17 protein-coding genes and 1 tRNA gene are annotated in these 13766 nt (G+C 68.2%); 4 read left to right on the forward strand and 14 right to left on the reverse strand.

The features are described 5' to 3' along the window. Positions 1-49: 49 nt before the first annotated feature. The 4 genes from paoC to AC3ANX_RS06290 all read right to left on the reverse strand — a co-directional run bounded on the left by paoC (position 50) and on the right by AC3ANX_RS06290 (position 4593). Positions 50-2272, reverse strand: a complete 2223-nt coding sequence (gene paoC / locus AC3ANX_RS06275; RefSeq protein ID WP_488336151.1) for an aldehyde oxidoreductase molybdenum-binding subunit PaoC — start codon at positions 2270-2272, stop codon at positions 50-52. Between the two features lie 4 nt (positions 2273-2276). Next, positions 2277-3227, reverse strand: a complete 951-nt coding sequence (locus AC3ANX_RS06280; RefSeq protein WP_488336152.1) for an FAD binding domain-containing protein — start codon at positions 3225-3227, stop codon at positions 2277-2279. Next, positions 3224-3856 carry an aldehyde dehydrogenase iron-sulfur subunit PaoA gene (gene paoA, locus AC3ANX_RS06285; RefSeq protein ID WP_488336153.1) on the reverse strand — a complete coding sequence of 211 codons (633 nt, stop codon included), beginning with the start codon at positions 3854-3856 and terminating at the stop codon, positions 3224-3226. Before paoA ends, AC3ANX_RS06280 begins: the two co-directional genes overlap by 4 nt. 314 nt (positions 3857-4170) lie before the next feature. Beyond that, positions 4171-4593, reverse strand: a complete 423-nt coding sequence (locus tag AC3ANX_RS06290) for a hypothetical protein (protein WP_488336154.1) — start codon at positions 4591-4593, stop codon at positions 4171-4173. 321 nt (positions 4594-4914) lie between these two features. Between AC3ANX_RS06290 and AC3ANX_RS06295 the strand changes: the two genes are divergently transcribed. Both AC3ANX_RS06295 and AC3ANX_RS06300 read left to right on the forward strand, forming a co-directional pair. Continuing rightward, positions 4915-5202, forward strand: coding sequence for a DNA-directed RNA polymerase subunit alpha C-terminal domain-containing protein (locus AC3ANX_RS06295; RefSeq protein ID WP_488336155.1), 288 nt, complete (start codon positions 4915-4917; stop codon positions 5200-5202). 146 nt (positions 5203-5348) lie between these two features. Continuing rightward, complete coding sequence (locus tag AC3ANX_RS06300) at positions 5349-5696, forward strand: hypothetical protein (RefSeq protein WP_488336156.1); 348 nt, start codon at positions 5349-5351, stop codon at positions 5694-5696. 10 nt (positions 5697-5706) lie between these two features. Here the strand turns inward: AC3ANX_RS06300 and AC3ANX_RS06305 are convergent. The 5 genes from AC3ANX_RS06305 to AC3ANX_RS06325 all read right to left on the reverse strand — a co-directional run bounded on the left by AC3ANX_RS06305 (position 5707) and on the right by AC3ANX_RS06325 (position 8762). Then, positions 5707-5783 (reverse strand) — tRNA-Arg (locus AC3ANX_RS06305). A 49-nt stretch (positions 5784-5832) separates the two neighbouring features. Beyond that, entirely contained in the window at positions 5833-6492 is a 660-nt protein-coding gene (gene nth / locus AC3ANX_RS06310; RefSeq protein ID WP_488336157.1) for an endonuclease III, read from the reverse strand. Further along, entirely contained in the window at positions 6489-7226 is a 738-nt protein-coding gene (gene dapB, locus AC3ANX_RS06315) for a 4-hydroxy-tetrahydrodipicolinate reductase (protein WP_488336158.1), read from the reverse strand. The genes nth and dapB overlap by 4 nt, the downstream gene beginning before the upstream one ends. A 106-nt stretch (positions 7227-7332) precedes the next feature. After that, positions 7333-8265 carry a hypothetical protein gene (locus tag AC3ANX_RS06320; protein ID WP_488336159.1) on the reverse strand — a complete coding sequence of 311 codons (933 nt, stop codon included), beginning with the start codon at positions 8263-8265 and terminating at the stop codon, positions 7333-7335. Further along, the gene (locus tag AC3ANX_RS06325; protein WP_488336160.1) at positions 8262-8762 is read right to left on the reverse strand and encodes a hypothetical protein; all 501 of its coding nucleotides are present in this window, start codon (positions 8760-8762) and stop codon (positions 8262-8264) included. Before AC3ANX_RS06325 ends, AC3ANX_RS06320 begins: the two co-directional genes overlap by 4 nt. Before the next feature lie 170 nt (positions 8763-8932). On the opposite strand from AC3ANX_RS06325, the gene AC3ANX_RS06330 reads away from it, so the two are divergent. Both AC3ANX_RS06330 and AC3ANX_RS06335 read left to right on the forward strand, forming a co-directional pair. Continuing rightward, a complete protein-coding gene (locus tag AC3ANX_RS06330) occupies positions 8933-9622 on the forward strand; it encodes an NAD-dependent deacylase (protein ID WP_488336161.1) in 690 nt (229 codons plus the stop codon). An 11-nt stretch (positions 9623-9633) separates the two neighbouring features. Continuing rightward, positions 9634-10170 carry a redoxin family protein gene (locus tag AC3ANX_RS06335; protein WP_488336162.1) on the forward strand — a complete coding sequence of 179 codons (537 nt, stop codon included), beginning with the start codon at positions 9634-9636 and terminating at the stop codon, positions 10168-10170. A 20-nt stretch (positions 10171-10190) separates the two neighbouring features. Here the strand turns inward: AC3ANX_RS06335 and AC3ANX_RS06340 are convergent, their stop codons facing one another. The 5 genes from AC3ANX_RS06340 to coaD all read right to left on the reverse strand — a co-directional run bounded on the left by AC3ANX_RS06340 (position 10191) and on the right by coaD (position 13747). Further along, on the reverse strand, positions 10191-10865 hold the full coding sequence (locus tag AC3ANX_RS06340; protein WP_488336163.1) for an HAD-IA family hydrolase: 675 nt from the start codon (positions 10863-10865) through the stop codon (positions 10191-10193). Next, the gene (locus tag AC3ANX_RS06345) at positions 10862-11338 is read right to left on the reverse strand and encodes an EF-hand domain-containing protein (protein WP_488336164.1); all 477 of its coding nucleotides are present in this window, start codon (positions 11336-11338) and stop codon (positions 10862-10864) included. Before AC3ANX_RS06345 ends, AC3ANX_RS06340 begins: the two co-directional genes overlap by 4 nt. Before the next feature lie 60 nt (positions 11339-11398). After that, positions 11399-12424, reverse strand: a complete 1026-nt coding sequence (queA, locus tag AC3ANX_RS06350; RefSeq protein WP_488336165.1) for a tRNA preQ1(34) S-adenosylmethionine ribosyltransferase-isomerase QueA — start codon at positions 12422-12424, stop codon at positions 11399-11401. A gap of 24 nt (positions 12425-12448) precedes the next feature. After that, on the reverse strand, positions 12449-13162 hold the full coding sequence (locus tag AC3ANX_RS06355; RefSeq protein WP_488336166.1) for a peptidylprolyl isomerase: 714 nt from the start codon (positions 13160-13162) through the stop codon (positions 12449-12451). 84 nt (positions 13163-13246) lie between these two features. Further along, on the reverse strand, positions 13247-13747 hold the full coding sequence (gene coaD / locus AC3ANX_RS06360; protein ID WP_488336167.1) for a pantetheine-phosphate adenylyltransferase: 501 nt from the start codon (positions 13745-13747) through the stop codon (positions 13247-13249). Positions 13748-13766 lie beyond the last annotated feature (19 nt).

Genomic DNA, 13766 nt, shown 5'->3' on the forward strand with positions numbered 1-13766 from the left:
GCCTTAGCAGGTATCCGTGGGGCGATGTCCACCCGCCTGCCGAAAGGTTTCAAGCCAGTGGCGGCAGTTTCTCCAGATGCTTGTCGAGCGTGATCGGATAATCGCGCACGCGCACGCCGGTGGCGTTGTAGATCGCGTTGGCGACCGCCGCGCCAACCCCGCACAGGCCAAGCTCGCCCACGCCTTTCGCCTTCATCGGCGACGATTTGTCGTCGGGGTGGTCGAGGAAGATCACCTCCTGATGCGGAATGTCGGCGTGGACGGGCACTTCATAGCCGGCAAGGTCATGATTGACGAACAGGCCGAAGCGGGTGTCGACCGCCAGTTCCTCCATCAGCGCCGCGCCGACGCCCATCGTCATCGCACCGATCACCTGGCTGCGTGCCGCCTTGGGGTTGAGGATGCGCCCGGCGTCGCACACCGCGAGCATGCGGCGCACCCGCGTCTCGCCGGTATAGCCGTGCACCGCCACTTCGACGAAGTGCGCCGCGAAGGTCGATTGCTGCCAGCGCTTGCCCATGTCGGTGGGATCGAACCCGTCCTCACCGGTGAGCGGGCCCGCCTTTGCGGCGTCCTTCAACGCGACGCTGCGGCCGCCCGCGGCGACCTTGCCGTCGGCAAAGGCGACGTCGGTCGCGTTGAAGCCGAGCCGCTGCGCGATACCCTCGCGCAGTTTCACGCAAGCCGCATACAGCCCGGCGGTGGAGTTGTTGGCGCCCCATTGGCCGCCCGATCCGGCCGATTTGGGGAAGTCGCTGTCGCCGAGGCGCACGTCGATGTTGTGGATGCCGACCCCCATCATCTCCGCCGCAGTCTGCGCGAGGATGGTGTAGGTGCCGGTGCCGATATCGGTCATGTCGGTCTCGACCGTGAAGCGGCCGTCCCGCTCGAGCCGGATGCGCGCCGCCGACTTGGTGAGCTGGTTGTTGCGGAAACCGCCCGCCATGCCCATGCCGATCAGCCATTTGCCCTCGCGCACCTGCGCGGGCTTCGAATTGCGCTTCGACCAGCCGAACTTTTCCGCGCCGGTGCGCAGGCATTCCACGAAGTGGCGTTCGGAGAAGGGATGGTCGGGCTTTTCGGGATCGACCTGCGTGTCGTTGCGCGCGCGCAACTCGACCGGGTCCATGCCGAGCTGCTCGGCCAGCTCGTCCATCGCCATTTCGAGCACCATCAGCCCCGGCGCCTCACCGGGCGCGCGCATCGCATTGCCCTCGGGCAGGTCCATCACCGCGAGCTTCATGTACGTTTCGCGGTTGGGTGCGGCGTAGAACAATTTGGTCTGCGACACCGCCGTCTCGGGCTTGCCATCGGGCAGGTTGCCGCTGGTTGAGGAATGCGCAATCGCGGTGAGCTTGCCGTCGCGCGTCGCGCCCAGGCGAACGCGCTGGATGGTCGCGGAGCGGTGCGTCGAATTGTTCATCATCAGCGGCCGCTGCATCGCGATCTTGACCGGACGGCCAGCCTTCTTCGCCGCGAGCGCCGCGCAGACCGCATCGGCGCGCACGAACAGCTTGCCGCCGAAACCGCCGCCGACATAGGGCGAATCGAGCCGGACATTCTCCTCGGGGATGCTGAGCATCTTGGCGATCGAGCCCTTGCTCCACGCGATCATCTGGTTGGAGGTCCACAGCGTCACCTTGTCGCCCGTCCATGCGGCGATGGTCGCGAACGGCTCCATCATCGCGTGGCTCTCGTCGGGCGTGGTGTAGGTGCGGTCGATCTTCACCGGCGCAGCCGCGAACGCGCCCGCGAAGTCGCCGACCCGGTCGATCGCCGGCGCGCCCGAGCCTTCGCCGCTGCTGCCGCCCTCGAGCGGCGCGGTCGGTTCGAGCTTGGCGAGATCGAATTTGCCGGGTGCGCGCGCATAGTCGGTGCGGATCAGCTGGGCGGCGGCGCGGGCCTGCTCGAACGTCTCGGCGACGACGACGGCGATCGCCTGATGATAATGCTGGACCTCGTTCCCGCCGAACAGATGGGCGATGTTCATCATCCCCAGCGGCAGCGGCTTGGGATAGTCGAGCGTCGTCACCACCGCGATCACGCCGGGCGCGGCCGTGGCCTCGCTGGTGTCGATGCGGTTGATGCGCCCTTTGGCCACCGCGGCACCGACGATATAGCCATAGGCCTGATTGGGCACGACGTCGTGGCGCTCATAGGCATAAGGCGCGGTGCCCGTGGTCTTGAGCGGTCCGTCGATACGGTCGGTCGGGCGGCCGATCACCTTGAGCTGGTCGATCGGGTTGGTGCCGGCGGGCTGGTCGAACTTCATGGGGTCAGGCCTTGGCGTCTGCGATCACCGAGGCGAGCGCACGCTCGGCCAGCGGGATCTTGAAACGGTTGTCGTCGGTCGGGCGCGCGTCGGCAAAGGCGCGCTGGATCACCGCACGCGCGCCCTGCGGCAGCGCCGCCTCCGCCGCCTCGACGCGCCACGGCTTGTGCGCGACGCCGCCAAAGGCGACGCGGCCGGTGCCGTCCTTCTGGATCACCGCGGCGACCGAGACGAGCGCAAAGGCGTAGGACGCGCGGTCGCGCACCTTCTGATAGACATGCGTGCCGCCGAGCGGGCGGGGGAGGGTGACGGCGGTAATCAGCTCGCCGCGTTCCAGCACATTGTCCAGATCGGGCCGGTCGCCCGGCAGCCGGTGGAAGTCGGCGATCGGGATCGCCCGCGTCGTGCCGTCCGCCTTCACCGTCTCCACCGTTGCGTCGAGCACGCGCAGCGCCTGCGCCATGTCGCCGGGATAGGTGGCGATGCACTGCTCGCTGCTGCCCACCACCGCAAGCTGGCGGCTCACCCCGCCGATCGCCGCACAGCCCGAGCCCGGCTTACGCTTGTTGCAGGGCATGTTGGGATCGTAGAAATAGGGGCAGCGGGTGCGCTGGAGCAGGTTGCCCGCCGTGGTCGCCTTGTTGCGCAACTGGCCCGAGGCACCCGCCACGATCGCGCGCGTCAGCACGCCGTAATCGCGCCGTACGCGCGCATCGGCGGCGAGATGCGTGTTGGAGACCAGCGCACCGATCCTGAGGCCGCCCTGATCGGTCGGCGCGATCGTATCGAGCTTGAGGTCCTGCACATCGACCAGGTGCGTCGGCGTCTCGATCTCGAGCTTCATCAGATCGAGCAGATTGGTGCCGCCGCCCAGGAACTTGGCGCCGGGCGTCCGTGCGACCGCCGCAGCGGCCTGCGCGGGGGAGGTGGCGCGTTCGTAGGTAAAGCTTCTCATGCCTGCGCTCCAGCGACTTCGGCCATCGCCTCGGCGATGTTGGAATAAGCGCCGCAGCGGCAGATATTGCCGCTCATCCGCTCGCGCATCTCGATGTTGGTGAAGCCGGGGTTCGCGGCAAGATCCGCCTGGACATGGCTCGGGATGCCGCGCTTGATCTCCTCAAGCACCGCCACCGCCGAGCAGATCTGCCCCGGGGTGCAATAGCCGCATTGATAGCCGTCGTGGCGGACGAAAGCGGCTTGCATCGGGTGCAGATGGTCGGGGGTGCCGATCCCTTCGATGGTCGTCACGCTGTCGCCCTGATGCTGGACGGCGAGGCTGAGGCAGGCATTGATCCGCTCGCCGTTGACGATCACCGTGCAGGCGCCGCACTGGCCGTGATCGCAGCCTTTCTTCGTGCCGGTCAGCTTCAGATGCTCGCGCAGCGTGTCGAGCAGCGTCGTGCGCGTGTCGAGGGTGAGATCGTGGCGCTTGCCGTTGACGGTCAGCGACACCGGCATCGTCGCGGGCGCGGAGGCGGATGGTGCCGCCTGCGCGCTGGCGGGCAGCGTCGTGACCGCTGCGGAGGCAGCACCTGCGACCAACACGCCGCGCCGGGAAAGAGAAAGGTCGTCGGAGCCAGTCATGAATATGTCGCCCTTTCGGCGTGGACCGTTTTCGAGGAGGATGGGGCCGGTTCTATCATCAGCGCGACAGCATGAAACGCCTATTTCGAAAGACTTTGCGTAAAAGCTGATCTCGCAGCGCGTTCATGAATAGTAATGTATATGGCTGTATATAGATAAGGCGTCGCTCAAGAAGGCGAACGCGGGCGGTTTGAAGTCTTCGTTGGACGGGCCGCGACTTCGCAGCCACGAAACTGCGGTGAAGCTCGCGAAGCGCGGCTCAGTTGCAATCCGGGCAGTGGTGAGCGCGGCCGAGGTGCCGTCACGGCAGACGGCTACCGCTTGACGTGTTCCGACTGCGGTCCGGCGCCGGGCGACTCGTCGTAGCGGCCTTGATGAGCGTTGATGCTGTTGCGCATCGCCTCGAGTATGCCGAGCGACCGCCGCAACGTGTCGCGCCGTTCCTTGTCGTCGGCCGCGCTCTCTTCCTTGACGGCATAGGCGCTGTCGATCGCCTCGAGCGCCTGCGCTTTGGTGAGCGCGCCGTTGTCGAGCAGGCTGTGCAGCAGGCTCTCGACCAGCAGCAAGGCGGCTTGCGCCTGCGCATCGCCGGACGGGTTGTGATCGTCCTTGAACGACGAATCGGCGGGGGACGTCTCGTTGGTCATCTCATCTCCCTCGGTCGAGAGGGTGACAATGCACGACGCTTGCAGCGGTTTCCGCGCGTGCGGTTCGCAAGCGAGCGTCGCGCGCGGCATGGTGCCAACGGCCGGTGATGCCCGATCCGGGTAGCACCCAGTCGTCCGCTATCACGCGGTTTTCCCTTCCATTGTCGCGCTCTTCGCCGCCGCTTGCGCATCTGGACCTATCGGACGCGCGGCGGACGTCGATCGCCGAAGCGTCAGCCGAGCGAAAATTGTCTATCATGGTGTTATGGCCGGCTGTTGCCTGCGTTGGGGCGTATGCCGCCTCCGGAGGTATGCACGTCACATGGGCACGGCTGTCGCGGAAGCGCGGTCGCAAGCGCAGGGGCGATCGGGTCAGGCCGGCGGGAGGAGAGGGCATGAACAGGATCGGTCGTGGAACGTCTCGGGCTTAACGCCAAGCTGCTGCACACCCTGCAACGGACAGGGATCCGCACGCTCGACGAGCTGCGGGCGATGTCACCGCGCAAGCTCGCCTTGTTGCCGGGGATCGGCTCGGCGAGCCTGGCGGAGCTGCTGTCCGTGCTGCATCCCGACGAGGTCGGCTCGCGGCTGGAAGAGGGACAGCAAATCGCCAGTTTGGAACGACAGATCCTGGCGCATCGCCGCGCGATCGACGCTCTTGAGGCACAGATCCAGCAGGTGAAGGCGAAACGCCTCTGAACCCGTACGGTCGGACGGGTGTCGTGGCGTTCAACGTGCCGGACCCGATCCGCTCGCATAAAGAGCCATTGCGCACAGCGCAGGCGCGGTTAGGACGCGCGCCGGGTGCCGGACCGGCGCCGGCACAGCGGCGGGAGCGTGTGACGATGGACAAGGGCAGCCTGAACGCGCGTCTGGCGGCAGTGGTGACGCAAGGCGATGCCGCCTGGTTCGAAGCGCACCCGGACAATCGCATCCGCATGCGAGGCGCCGTTCCGAACGAATTTGGCGCGCAGATCGGCGCGGCGCCGGTCGGCATGACGTGGCGGTGCATCGTCGTGGAGGCGCAGCCGGGCGTGCGCTTGCGGCAACCCGTCGCGCTGCCGATCGCGGTGACGAACGACAGCATGAGCGATCAGGACATGTTCTCGCTGTTCATGCAGGCCGCCCCACCCGAAGCGAAAACCGTGATCGGGCAGCTTCGCGGATTGAAGCTGCCGGGGACGGGGGGCTGACGATGAGGGATGGTGCACCCGACTGGATTCGAACCAGTGGCCTCTGCCTTCGGAGGGCAGCGCTCTATCCAGCTGAGCTACGGGTGCCTGGGGGCAAGCGCCTAGCAAAGCGCAAAGCGGAACGCCAGCCGTTTCGTCATGCGGCGGGCGCGGCTTTCGCGGGCGGCGGCGTCTTGGGCTTATAGGCGCACAGATCGGCGACGATGCAGCGCCAGCATTCCGGCCGCCGCGCCTTGCAGACGTAGCGGCCGTGCAGGATCAGCCAGTGGTGCGCGTGCAGGCGGAACGGGGCGGGGGTCGCGCGGTCGAGCTTCAGTTCCACCGCTAGCGGGGTCTTGCCGCGCGCGAGGCCGGTGCGATTGCCGACGCGGAAGATGTGGGTGTCGACCGCGAAGGTTTCCGCGCCGAACGCGACGTTCATCACCACATTGGCGGTCTTGCGGCCGACGCCGGGCAACGTCTCGAGCGCGTCGCGGTCGGCGGGCACCTCGCCGCCGTAATCGGCGATCAGCTTCTCCGACAGGGCGATCACGTTCTTCGCCTTGGTATTGAACAGGCCGATCGTCTTGATGTGCGCCTTCAACCCGTCCTCGCCGAGCGCGACCATCTGCGCTGGCGTCGTCACCTCCGCGAACAGCCGCCGCGTCGCCTTGTTGACGCCGACGTCGGTCGCCTGCGCGGACAGCGCCACCGCGACGACGAGCTGGAAGGGATTGCCCGCCTCCAGTTCGGTCTCGGGGTGCGGATTGTCGGCGGCGAGCCGCGCGTAGAACTCGATGACGTCAGCCTTCTTCAAACGCCGAGTACCTCCGCCATCGTGTAGCTGCCCGCCGGGCGCTCGGCGAGCCACAACGCCGCCGTCACCGCGCCGCGTGCGAAGATCGCGCGGTTCTCGGCGCGGTGGCCGATCTCGACGCGCTCGCCCTCGCCGGCGAACACCACCATATGGTCGCCCGCGACCGACCCGCCGCGCAGGCTCGCCATGCCGATCGTCCCTTCGGACCGCGCGCCGGTCAGCCCGACGCGATCGGTCACCTTCGCTTCCGCCAGCGCGATGCCGCGCCCGGCGGCGGCGGCTTCGGCGAGCAGCAGCGCGGTGCCCGAGGGCGCGTCGACCTTGTGGCGGTGGTGCATCTCGACGATCTCGACGTCCCAGTCCGGGCCAAGCCGCTCGGCCGCCTCGCGCACCAGCTTGGCGAGCAGGGTAACGCCAAGCGAGACGTTGCCGGTCTGTAGCACCGCGATCTCGGCAGCCGCTTCGGCCACGAAGGCGTGGTGCGCGGCGGTGAGGCCGGTGGTGCCGATCACGATCGGCGTGCCGGCGGCGCGTGCGGCGGCGAGATTGCCGGCGAGCGCGGAGGGAGTCGAGAAATCGACCAGGACGTCGGCGCGTCCGGCAAGATCGGCGAGCGCGGCACGATCGCCGCCCGCATCGATACCGCCCGCCACCGTGCCGCCGAGATCGGGCACCGCCGCCGCGATCGCCTGGCCCATCTTGCCCGCGCTGCCCAAGATACCGATCGCCGTCATGCTCGAACCCTGCCTGCTGGTGTCGCGGGGCGCATGGCAGAAAGCGGGCAGGGGGGACAGGGGGCGCGGACGCTTTTTCGCAAGCGCCGTGCCTGCGCCGTTCCGCTCAGCGCGCCGCGTCGCCACCCGGCTGTGCGCCGACGACCAGCACCGACAGCATGCCCGACGCGCCGACCCGCGCCGGCGTCGCATCGACATGCCCGTGCGCGATCACACCGCGTCCGTCCGCGCCGCAGAAGGCGATAAGCGATGGCTTGCCGCTGGGATCCGCTGCGGCGTCGGCGGTGAGCCGCGCGGTCGCACGCGCGCTGCCGACGCCGATCGGAATCTCGAAGCGTTGCGCGACACTGGCGTCGCCACGCCCGGCGAGCGCCGCTGCCGCCGCTTTGGGGGTGAGGCAATAGTCCGCCCGCGCGGCGGTGGTGGCGAGCGCCTTCTTGTCGAGCAGCGCGAACCCCGGGCGCGCGGTGTAGCGCAGCGTCAGCGTGTGGCGGCCCGCGTCTGCGAAAGCGATGCTGCCGACGCGGCGCACGGTCCATTTGGCGAGCACGCCGTCATCGCCGCGCGATACTGCGCCGAGTGCGGTCAGCCTGGCGAGCGTCGCATCCGATGCGGCGGTGACGAACGGTGGCGTATCGGTGATCGCATAGGGATCGAGCCGGGCGGCGCGCACCGCCTCGGTCACATCGCGCGTGCCGACCTGCGTGGTGACAGTGTCGACGATCGTCGCGGGCGCGCCGTCGATGCGCGCGACGAGTTCGGGGAACTGCCGATCGGCGTAGGTCTCGTTCTCGCCCAGCCAGCCGAACGCGGGCAGGCCGAAGCGGACCGAGGCACCGCGCGTGCGGACCGTCACCGGCATCGACACGTCGACCTGATGGCCGTGCAGCACCACCGTCGCGGCGGTCGCGGTGACGGCGCCCGCCGGCCGCGCGTCGAGCCGGGCGAACGGCACGCCGGGGTTGCTGTCCTCCGCCACCGCGGCCTGCGCGAACGCCGCCAGCGCGAGGCCGGCGACGGCGAAACGCGCGCGCCTCATTTCTTCACGTAGCGGAAGACGCGGGGCTCGCCCTTGCCCCAATATTGGATGGAGCCGGCGGCATAGGTCGGGCCACCCGGGTGCGAGGCGGTCCACATGTCGTTCTTCTGCTTCCACGGATGGCCGGCCTTGTTCACTCTGTCGGTGACGGCATAGGCGCTGTCGCCGGGGCTGGTGAACGTGCTGTAGATCGCCATATGGCCGCTCCAGTACAGCACGTCGCCGTCCTGGCGCGCCTCGCCGGCGGCAAGCTCGCGGAAACGGCCGCTTTTCTTTGCGTAATCGACGAAGGTGGCGGTCGCCTGATATTCATAGGGCAGGTTGGCGGCGGTGTAGATCCGCCAGGTGCTGCCGCTGCAATCGCCGCCCTTCGCAAGCACCGATCCCGATCCGACCAGCGAGTAGGGCGTCCCCTTCCACGTCGCGGCGGCGGCGACGATCAGCGCGCCCTCGGCAGCGGTGATGTCCGATGTGTTCTTGGTCGGCGCAATGCCCATCGAATCCTCCCTGTTCGGCGTTACGCCGTACGTTGCAGGCGGGCGAATAGCATGCCGACAAGAGCGCGGTAAGACTGTGTGCGCTGCCACCCGCAAACTTTCGCGATCTTGCCGTGCTCGCGATTGCATGCGCCCGGCCGAGCGTTCATCTTGCCCGGATGCAGAAAACCTTGCGCAACATCGTCATCCTCACCGGCGCCGGCATCTCTGCCGAAAGCGGGCTCGCCACCTTCCGGGGGCCGGGTGGCCTGTGGGAGGGGCAGCGCGTCGAGGATGTCTGTACGCCGGAAGCACTCGCGCGCGATGCGGACCTGGTCCACCGTTTCTACGACGAACGTCGCGCCGCGCTCGCCACCGTCGCGCCGAACGCCGCGCACGTCGCGCTCGCCCGGCTCGACGCGGCGTGGCCGGGCGAAATGCTGATCGTCACGCAGAACGTCGACGATCTGCACGAGCGGGCGGGGGCGACGCGGCTGCTCCACATGCACGGCGAGTTGCAATCCGCGCTATGCGCCGCATGCGGGGTGCGGACCGAGTGGAGCGGCGATCTGCCGCCCGAGGAGGTCTGCCCGAACTGCGACACGCCCGCGCTGCGCCCCGACATCGTCTTCTTCGGTGAGATCCCCTATGAGATGGAGCGGATCGAACAGGCGCTGGCAGGGGCCGATCTGTTCGTGTCGATCGGCACCTCGGGCGCGGTGTACCCGGCGGCAGGGTTCGTGCAGGCGGCCCGGCGTGCGGGCGCCGACACGCTCGAACTCAATCTGGAACCATCGGCAGGCAGCGCCGGTTTCGCCGAGACGCGGATCGGGCCGGCCACACGGCTGGTGCCCGCCTGGGTCGCTGCGATGCTGGATTAGAGGAGACGCCAATGCTTGGACGCACCATTCCCGACGTGACGCTGAAGACGCGCGTGCGCGACGACACGATCGAAGGCCCCAACCCGTTCCGCTGGCAGGATGTCGGCACCGCAGATCTGTTCGCGGGCAAGCGCATCGCGGTGTTCAGCCTGCCCGGCGCCTTCACCCCGACCTGCTCGACCGAGCAATGCCCCGCGTTCGAGCGGGAGTACGACCGGCTGAAGGCGCTCGGCATCGACGAAGTCTATTGCCTGTCGGTCAACGACGCGTTCGTGATGTACCAATGGGGCCGGCACCTCGGCGTGCAGAAGGTCAAGCTGCTCCCCGACGGCTCGGGCGATTTCACGCGCCGCATGGGCATGTTGATCCGCAAGGACCATCTCGGCTTCGGCGAGCGTAGCTGGCGCTATGCGATGGTGGTGGACGACGGCAGGATCGTCGGCTGGTTCGAGGAACCCGGCATCAACGACGAGGGGCTCGACGAAGACCCCTATGGCGAGAGCGCACCCGACAAGGTGATCGCCTGGCTGGAGGCGAACCCGAAATAACGCGCGCCCGTGACGGTCGTTTACGCGGCCGTCACGCCGAACACCGCGTCGAGCACCTCGCACGGCCGTTCGAGCAGAACGTCGGGCTCGCACCCGAGCAACGCTGCCCGGTTGGCGTAGCCCCACAGCACCGCGGCCGCGGTGATGCCGACCTTGCGCGCGGCGGCGATGTCGCGCGTCTCGTCTCCGATCGACAGCACGACTTCGCGCGGAATCCGCAACCGGCGCAGCACCTTGCGATAGCGTGGCGCCTTGCCGAACAGCGATGCGCCACATTCGAACATCTCGAACCGCTGCGCGAGCGAACCAAGCACCGCGCGCGCATTGTCCTCTGAATTGGAGGTGACGACGGCGAGCCGCACGCCGGCATCGGCAAGCGTGTTCACCACATCGGCGATCCCGTCGAACAGTGCGATCCGGTCGATCTGCGTGGCGAGCCTGGCATGGACGTAGCGGCCGATCGCCGGCAGCTTCCAGCGCGGGATGCCGAGGTGGCGGATCACCTCGCGCGTGGTCCGACCGCGCAGGGTATCGACCTCATCGGGTATCACGCGGCGGAACTTGAATCGGTCGGCGAGTTCGTCGGCGATCGACAGGAACCAGTCGCCGCTGTCGGCCAGCGTGCCGTCGAAATCGAAGATCGCCAGCGCGTAGCGGGCAGGGCGCTCGCCGCCCGGGGTGAACATGCGCGTCATGGCGCGTCCGCCGCGCCGCGCCGCTTGCCGCGCTTGCCCTGCGGCCGATCCGCGCCGACCCCGCTGCGGATCGTCAGCACTTCGGCGCGGCTGAGGCTGCCGTCGCGATCGCGATCGAGCCGGGTGAAGATCGTGTCGAAGCGCGCCTGCATTTCCGCCAGCGTGATCCGGTTGTCGCCATCCGCATCGACCTCGAACGGGCCGGGCAAAGCATTGCGGTCGCCCAGCCATTTCAGCGCCCAATCGCTATACCCGATGTAGCTGATCGAGCCGTTATGCTCGCTATCCGCCGCCGCGAAGCTGCGGGCCAGGCACGTGGCAAGCTCGCTGCGGCTCACCAGCGCGTCGCCGTTCTGGTCGCACGCAGCGATCAGCACGCCGAGCGGCTCCGCGACGATCGTCGCGAGCGGCTGGCGCGGCGCCGCCCCGGCCGCATCGGTCGCCACCGGCGGCTGCTGCGCGGCCACAGGCACGCCAAACCCCGCCGCGGCTGCAAGAGCGACACTCAACACACGCGGTTTCATCGAGCCCTTTCAGGGAATCATTAAACTGGCGTCACCATAGCTGTAGAAGCGATAGCCGAGATCGATCGCATGTCGATAGGCCTCCTGCATCCGGTCGAGCCCCATCAGCGCCGAGACCAGCATGAACAGGGTCGAGCGCGGCAGGTGGAAGTTGGTGATGAGTCCGTCGATGCCCTTGAAGCGGTAGCCTGGAGTAATGAAGATCGCGGTGTCGCCTTCGAACGGCTGGATGATGCCGTCGCGGGTGGCGGCGCTTTCGATCAGGCGCAGGCTGGTGGTGCCGACCGCGATGACGCGGCCGCCGTTTGCACGCACTGCGTTGAGCCGGTCGGCGGTGGCGGCGTCGATGCGACCCCATTCGGCGTGCATGCGGTGCGCGGCGGTGTCATCGGCCTTGACCGGCAGGAACGTGCCCGCGCCGACGTGGAGTGTCAGCGTCGCGTGGCCGATGCCGGCCGCGTCGAGCGCCGCCATCAGCGCAGGCGTGAAGTGCAGCGCCGCGGTCGGAGCGGCGACCGCGCCCTTCTCGGCGGCGAACATCGTCTGGTAATCGTCTAGATCGCGTGCATCGGCGGCGCGTTTCGAGGCGATGTACGGCGGCAGCGGCATGCGCCCGGCGCGCTCGAGCAACAGTTCGACCGGTTCAGCGCCGGCGAAGGTCAGCGCAAAGCTGCCGTCCTCGTGGCGCTCGCTGGCGGTGGCCGAGACGCCGCTGCCGAAATCGATCGCCTCGCCCGCGCGGATGCGGCGGGCGTTGCGGATGAAGGCGCGCCAGCGGCGCGGCCCCTCGCGCTTGTGGAGGGTCGCGCCGATTTTGGCGTCTCCCCGAGTGCCTTCCAACTGCGCGGGGATGACGCGCGTATCGTTGAACACGAGCATGTCGCCCGCGCGCAACTGCCCCGGCAGATCGGTGACGGTGAGGTCGCGTCGCGCATCACCGTCGAGCACGAGTAGGCGCGCGGAGTCGCGCGGGGCGGCGGGGCGCAGCGCGATCCGCTCGGGCGGCAGATCGAAATCGAACAGGTCGACCTTCATGACGGTTCGCCGACAGACCCCGCGTTATTTTGCCTTGGCGGCGCGCTTGACCACGGCGGGCGCGCTCAGCGTCTTGCCGGCCTTGGGCGTCAGCATGGCGCCGCCGAGGCTGCTCGGCGACAGCGTCGCAGCGGGTGCCGTAGGTGCGGGCGCGACATAGGCCGGCGGGTTGTCCGCAGCGATATAGGCGTGGAGGATGCGCGAGGGGTTCGCGGGCGGCTCGCCGCGGGTGATCGCGTCGACATAGGGCATGCCTTCGATCACGCGGCCGAACACCGTGTACTTCTTGTCCAGCGTCAGCTTGGGATCGAACACGATGAAGAACTGGCTGTTGGCGCTGTCTTCCTTGTCCGAACGCGCGGCAGAGACCGCGCCGCGCACGTGGGGCAGCCAGTTGAACTCGGCCTTGAGATCGGGCAGCGTCGAGCCGCCGGTGCCGTCGCCCTTGGGGTCGCCGCCCTGCGCCATGAAGCCTTCGATCACGCGGTGGAACGCGAGCCCGTCGTAGAAATGCTGGCGAGTGAGGATCTTGATCCGCTCGACCATCTTCGGCGCGGCGTCGGGGCGGAGCCAGACGATGACGCGGCCACCGGTCGACAGATCGAGATACCACAGGTTCTCAGGATCGGTGACGGAAGGCACCGGCGGCCGGCCCTTGACGGGATCGACCACCTGCGCGGCCACCGGGCCGGTTACCGACGCGAGGAGGAAAGCAACGACAAGACCAAGAAAACGCATTATTTCCCCTCGGGCGGCAGATGGGTGCCGGCTGCGCTTAGAGCAAATCCGGGCTTGCGCCAATCTGAACATGGCGGTGCGCCGTTACGAACCCTTGCGGCCGAGCGTGTCGACCCGCGCCGCGACCTCGGAGGCTACGGCGGGCGTGACGAACCGGTCGATCGGGCCGCCGTACAACGCGATTTCCTTGACGAGCCGGCTGGCGATCGGTTGCAGCGACACGTCCGCCATCAGGAACACCGTCTCGATGCGCGGGTTGATCTGCTGGTTCATGCCCGCCATCTGATATTCATACTCGAAATCGGCGACCGCGCGCAGGCCCCGCACGATCACGCGCGCGCCCTCACGCTCGGCGAAGTCCATCAGCAGCGAATCGAAGCTGACGACGCGGACATCGCCCTCGATCTGCGCGACCTCGCGCTCGACCATCGCCAACCGCTCGGCCAGGTCGAACATCGGCGACTTGGAGGCATTGGTGGTGACGCCGATGACGAGCCGGTCGACCAGCTTCGCGCCGCGCCGGATGATGTCCATATGGCCGAGCGTGATCGGATCGAACGTGCCGGGATAGACGCCGGTGCGCATCTCTTGCTCTCCGTCGCCC

The sequence above is a fragment of the Sphingomonas sp. BRN-1R genome (assembly GCF_057748035.1).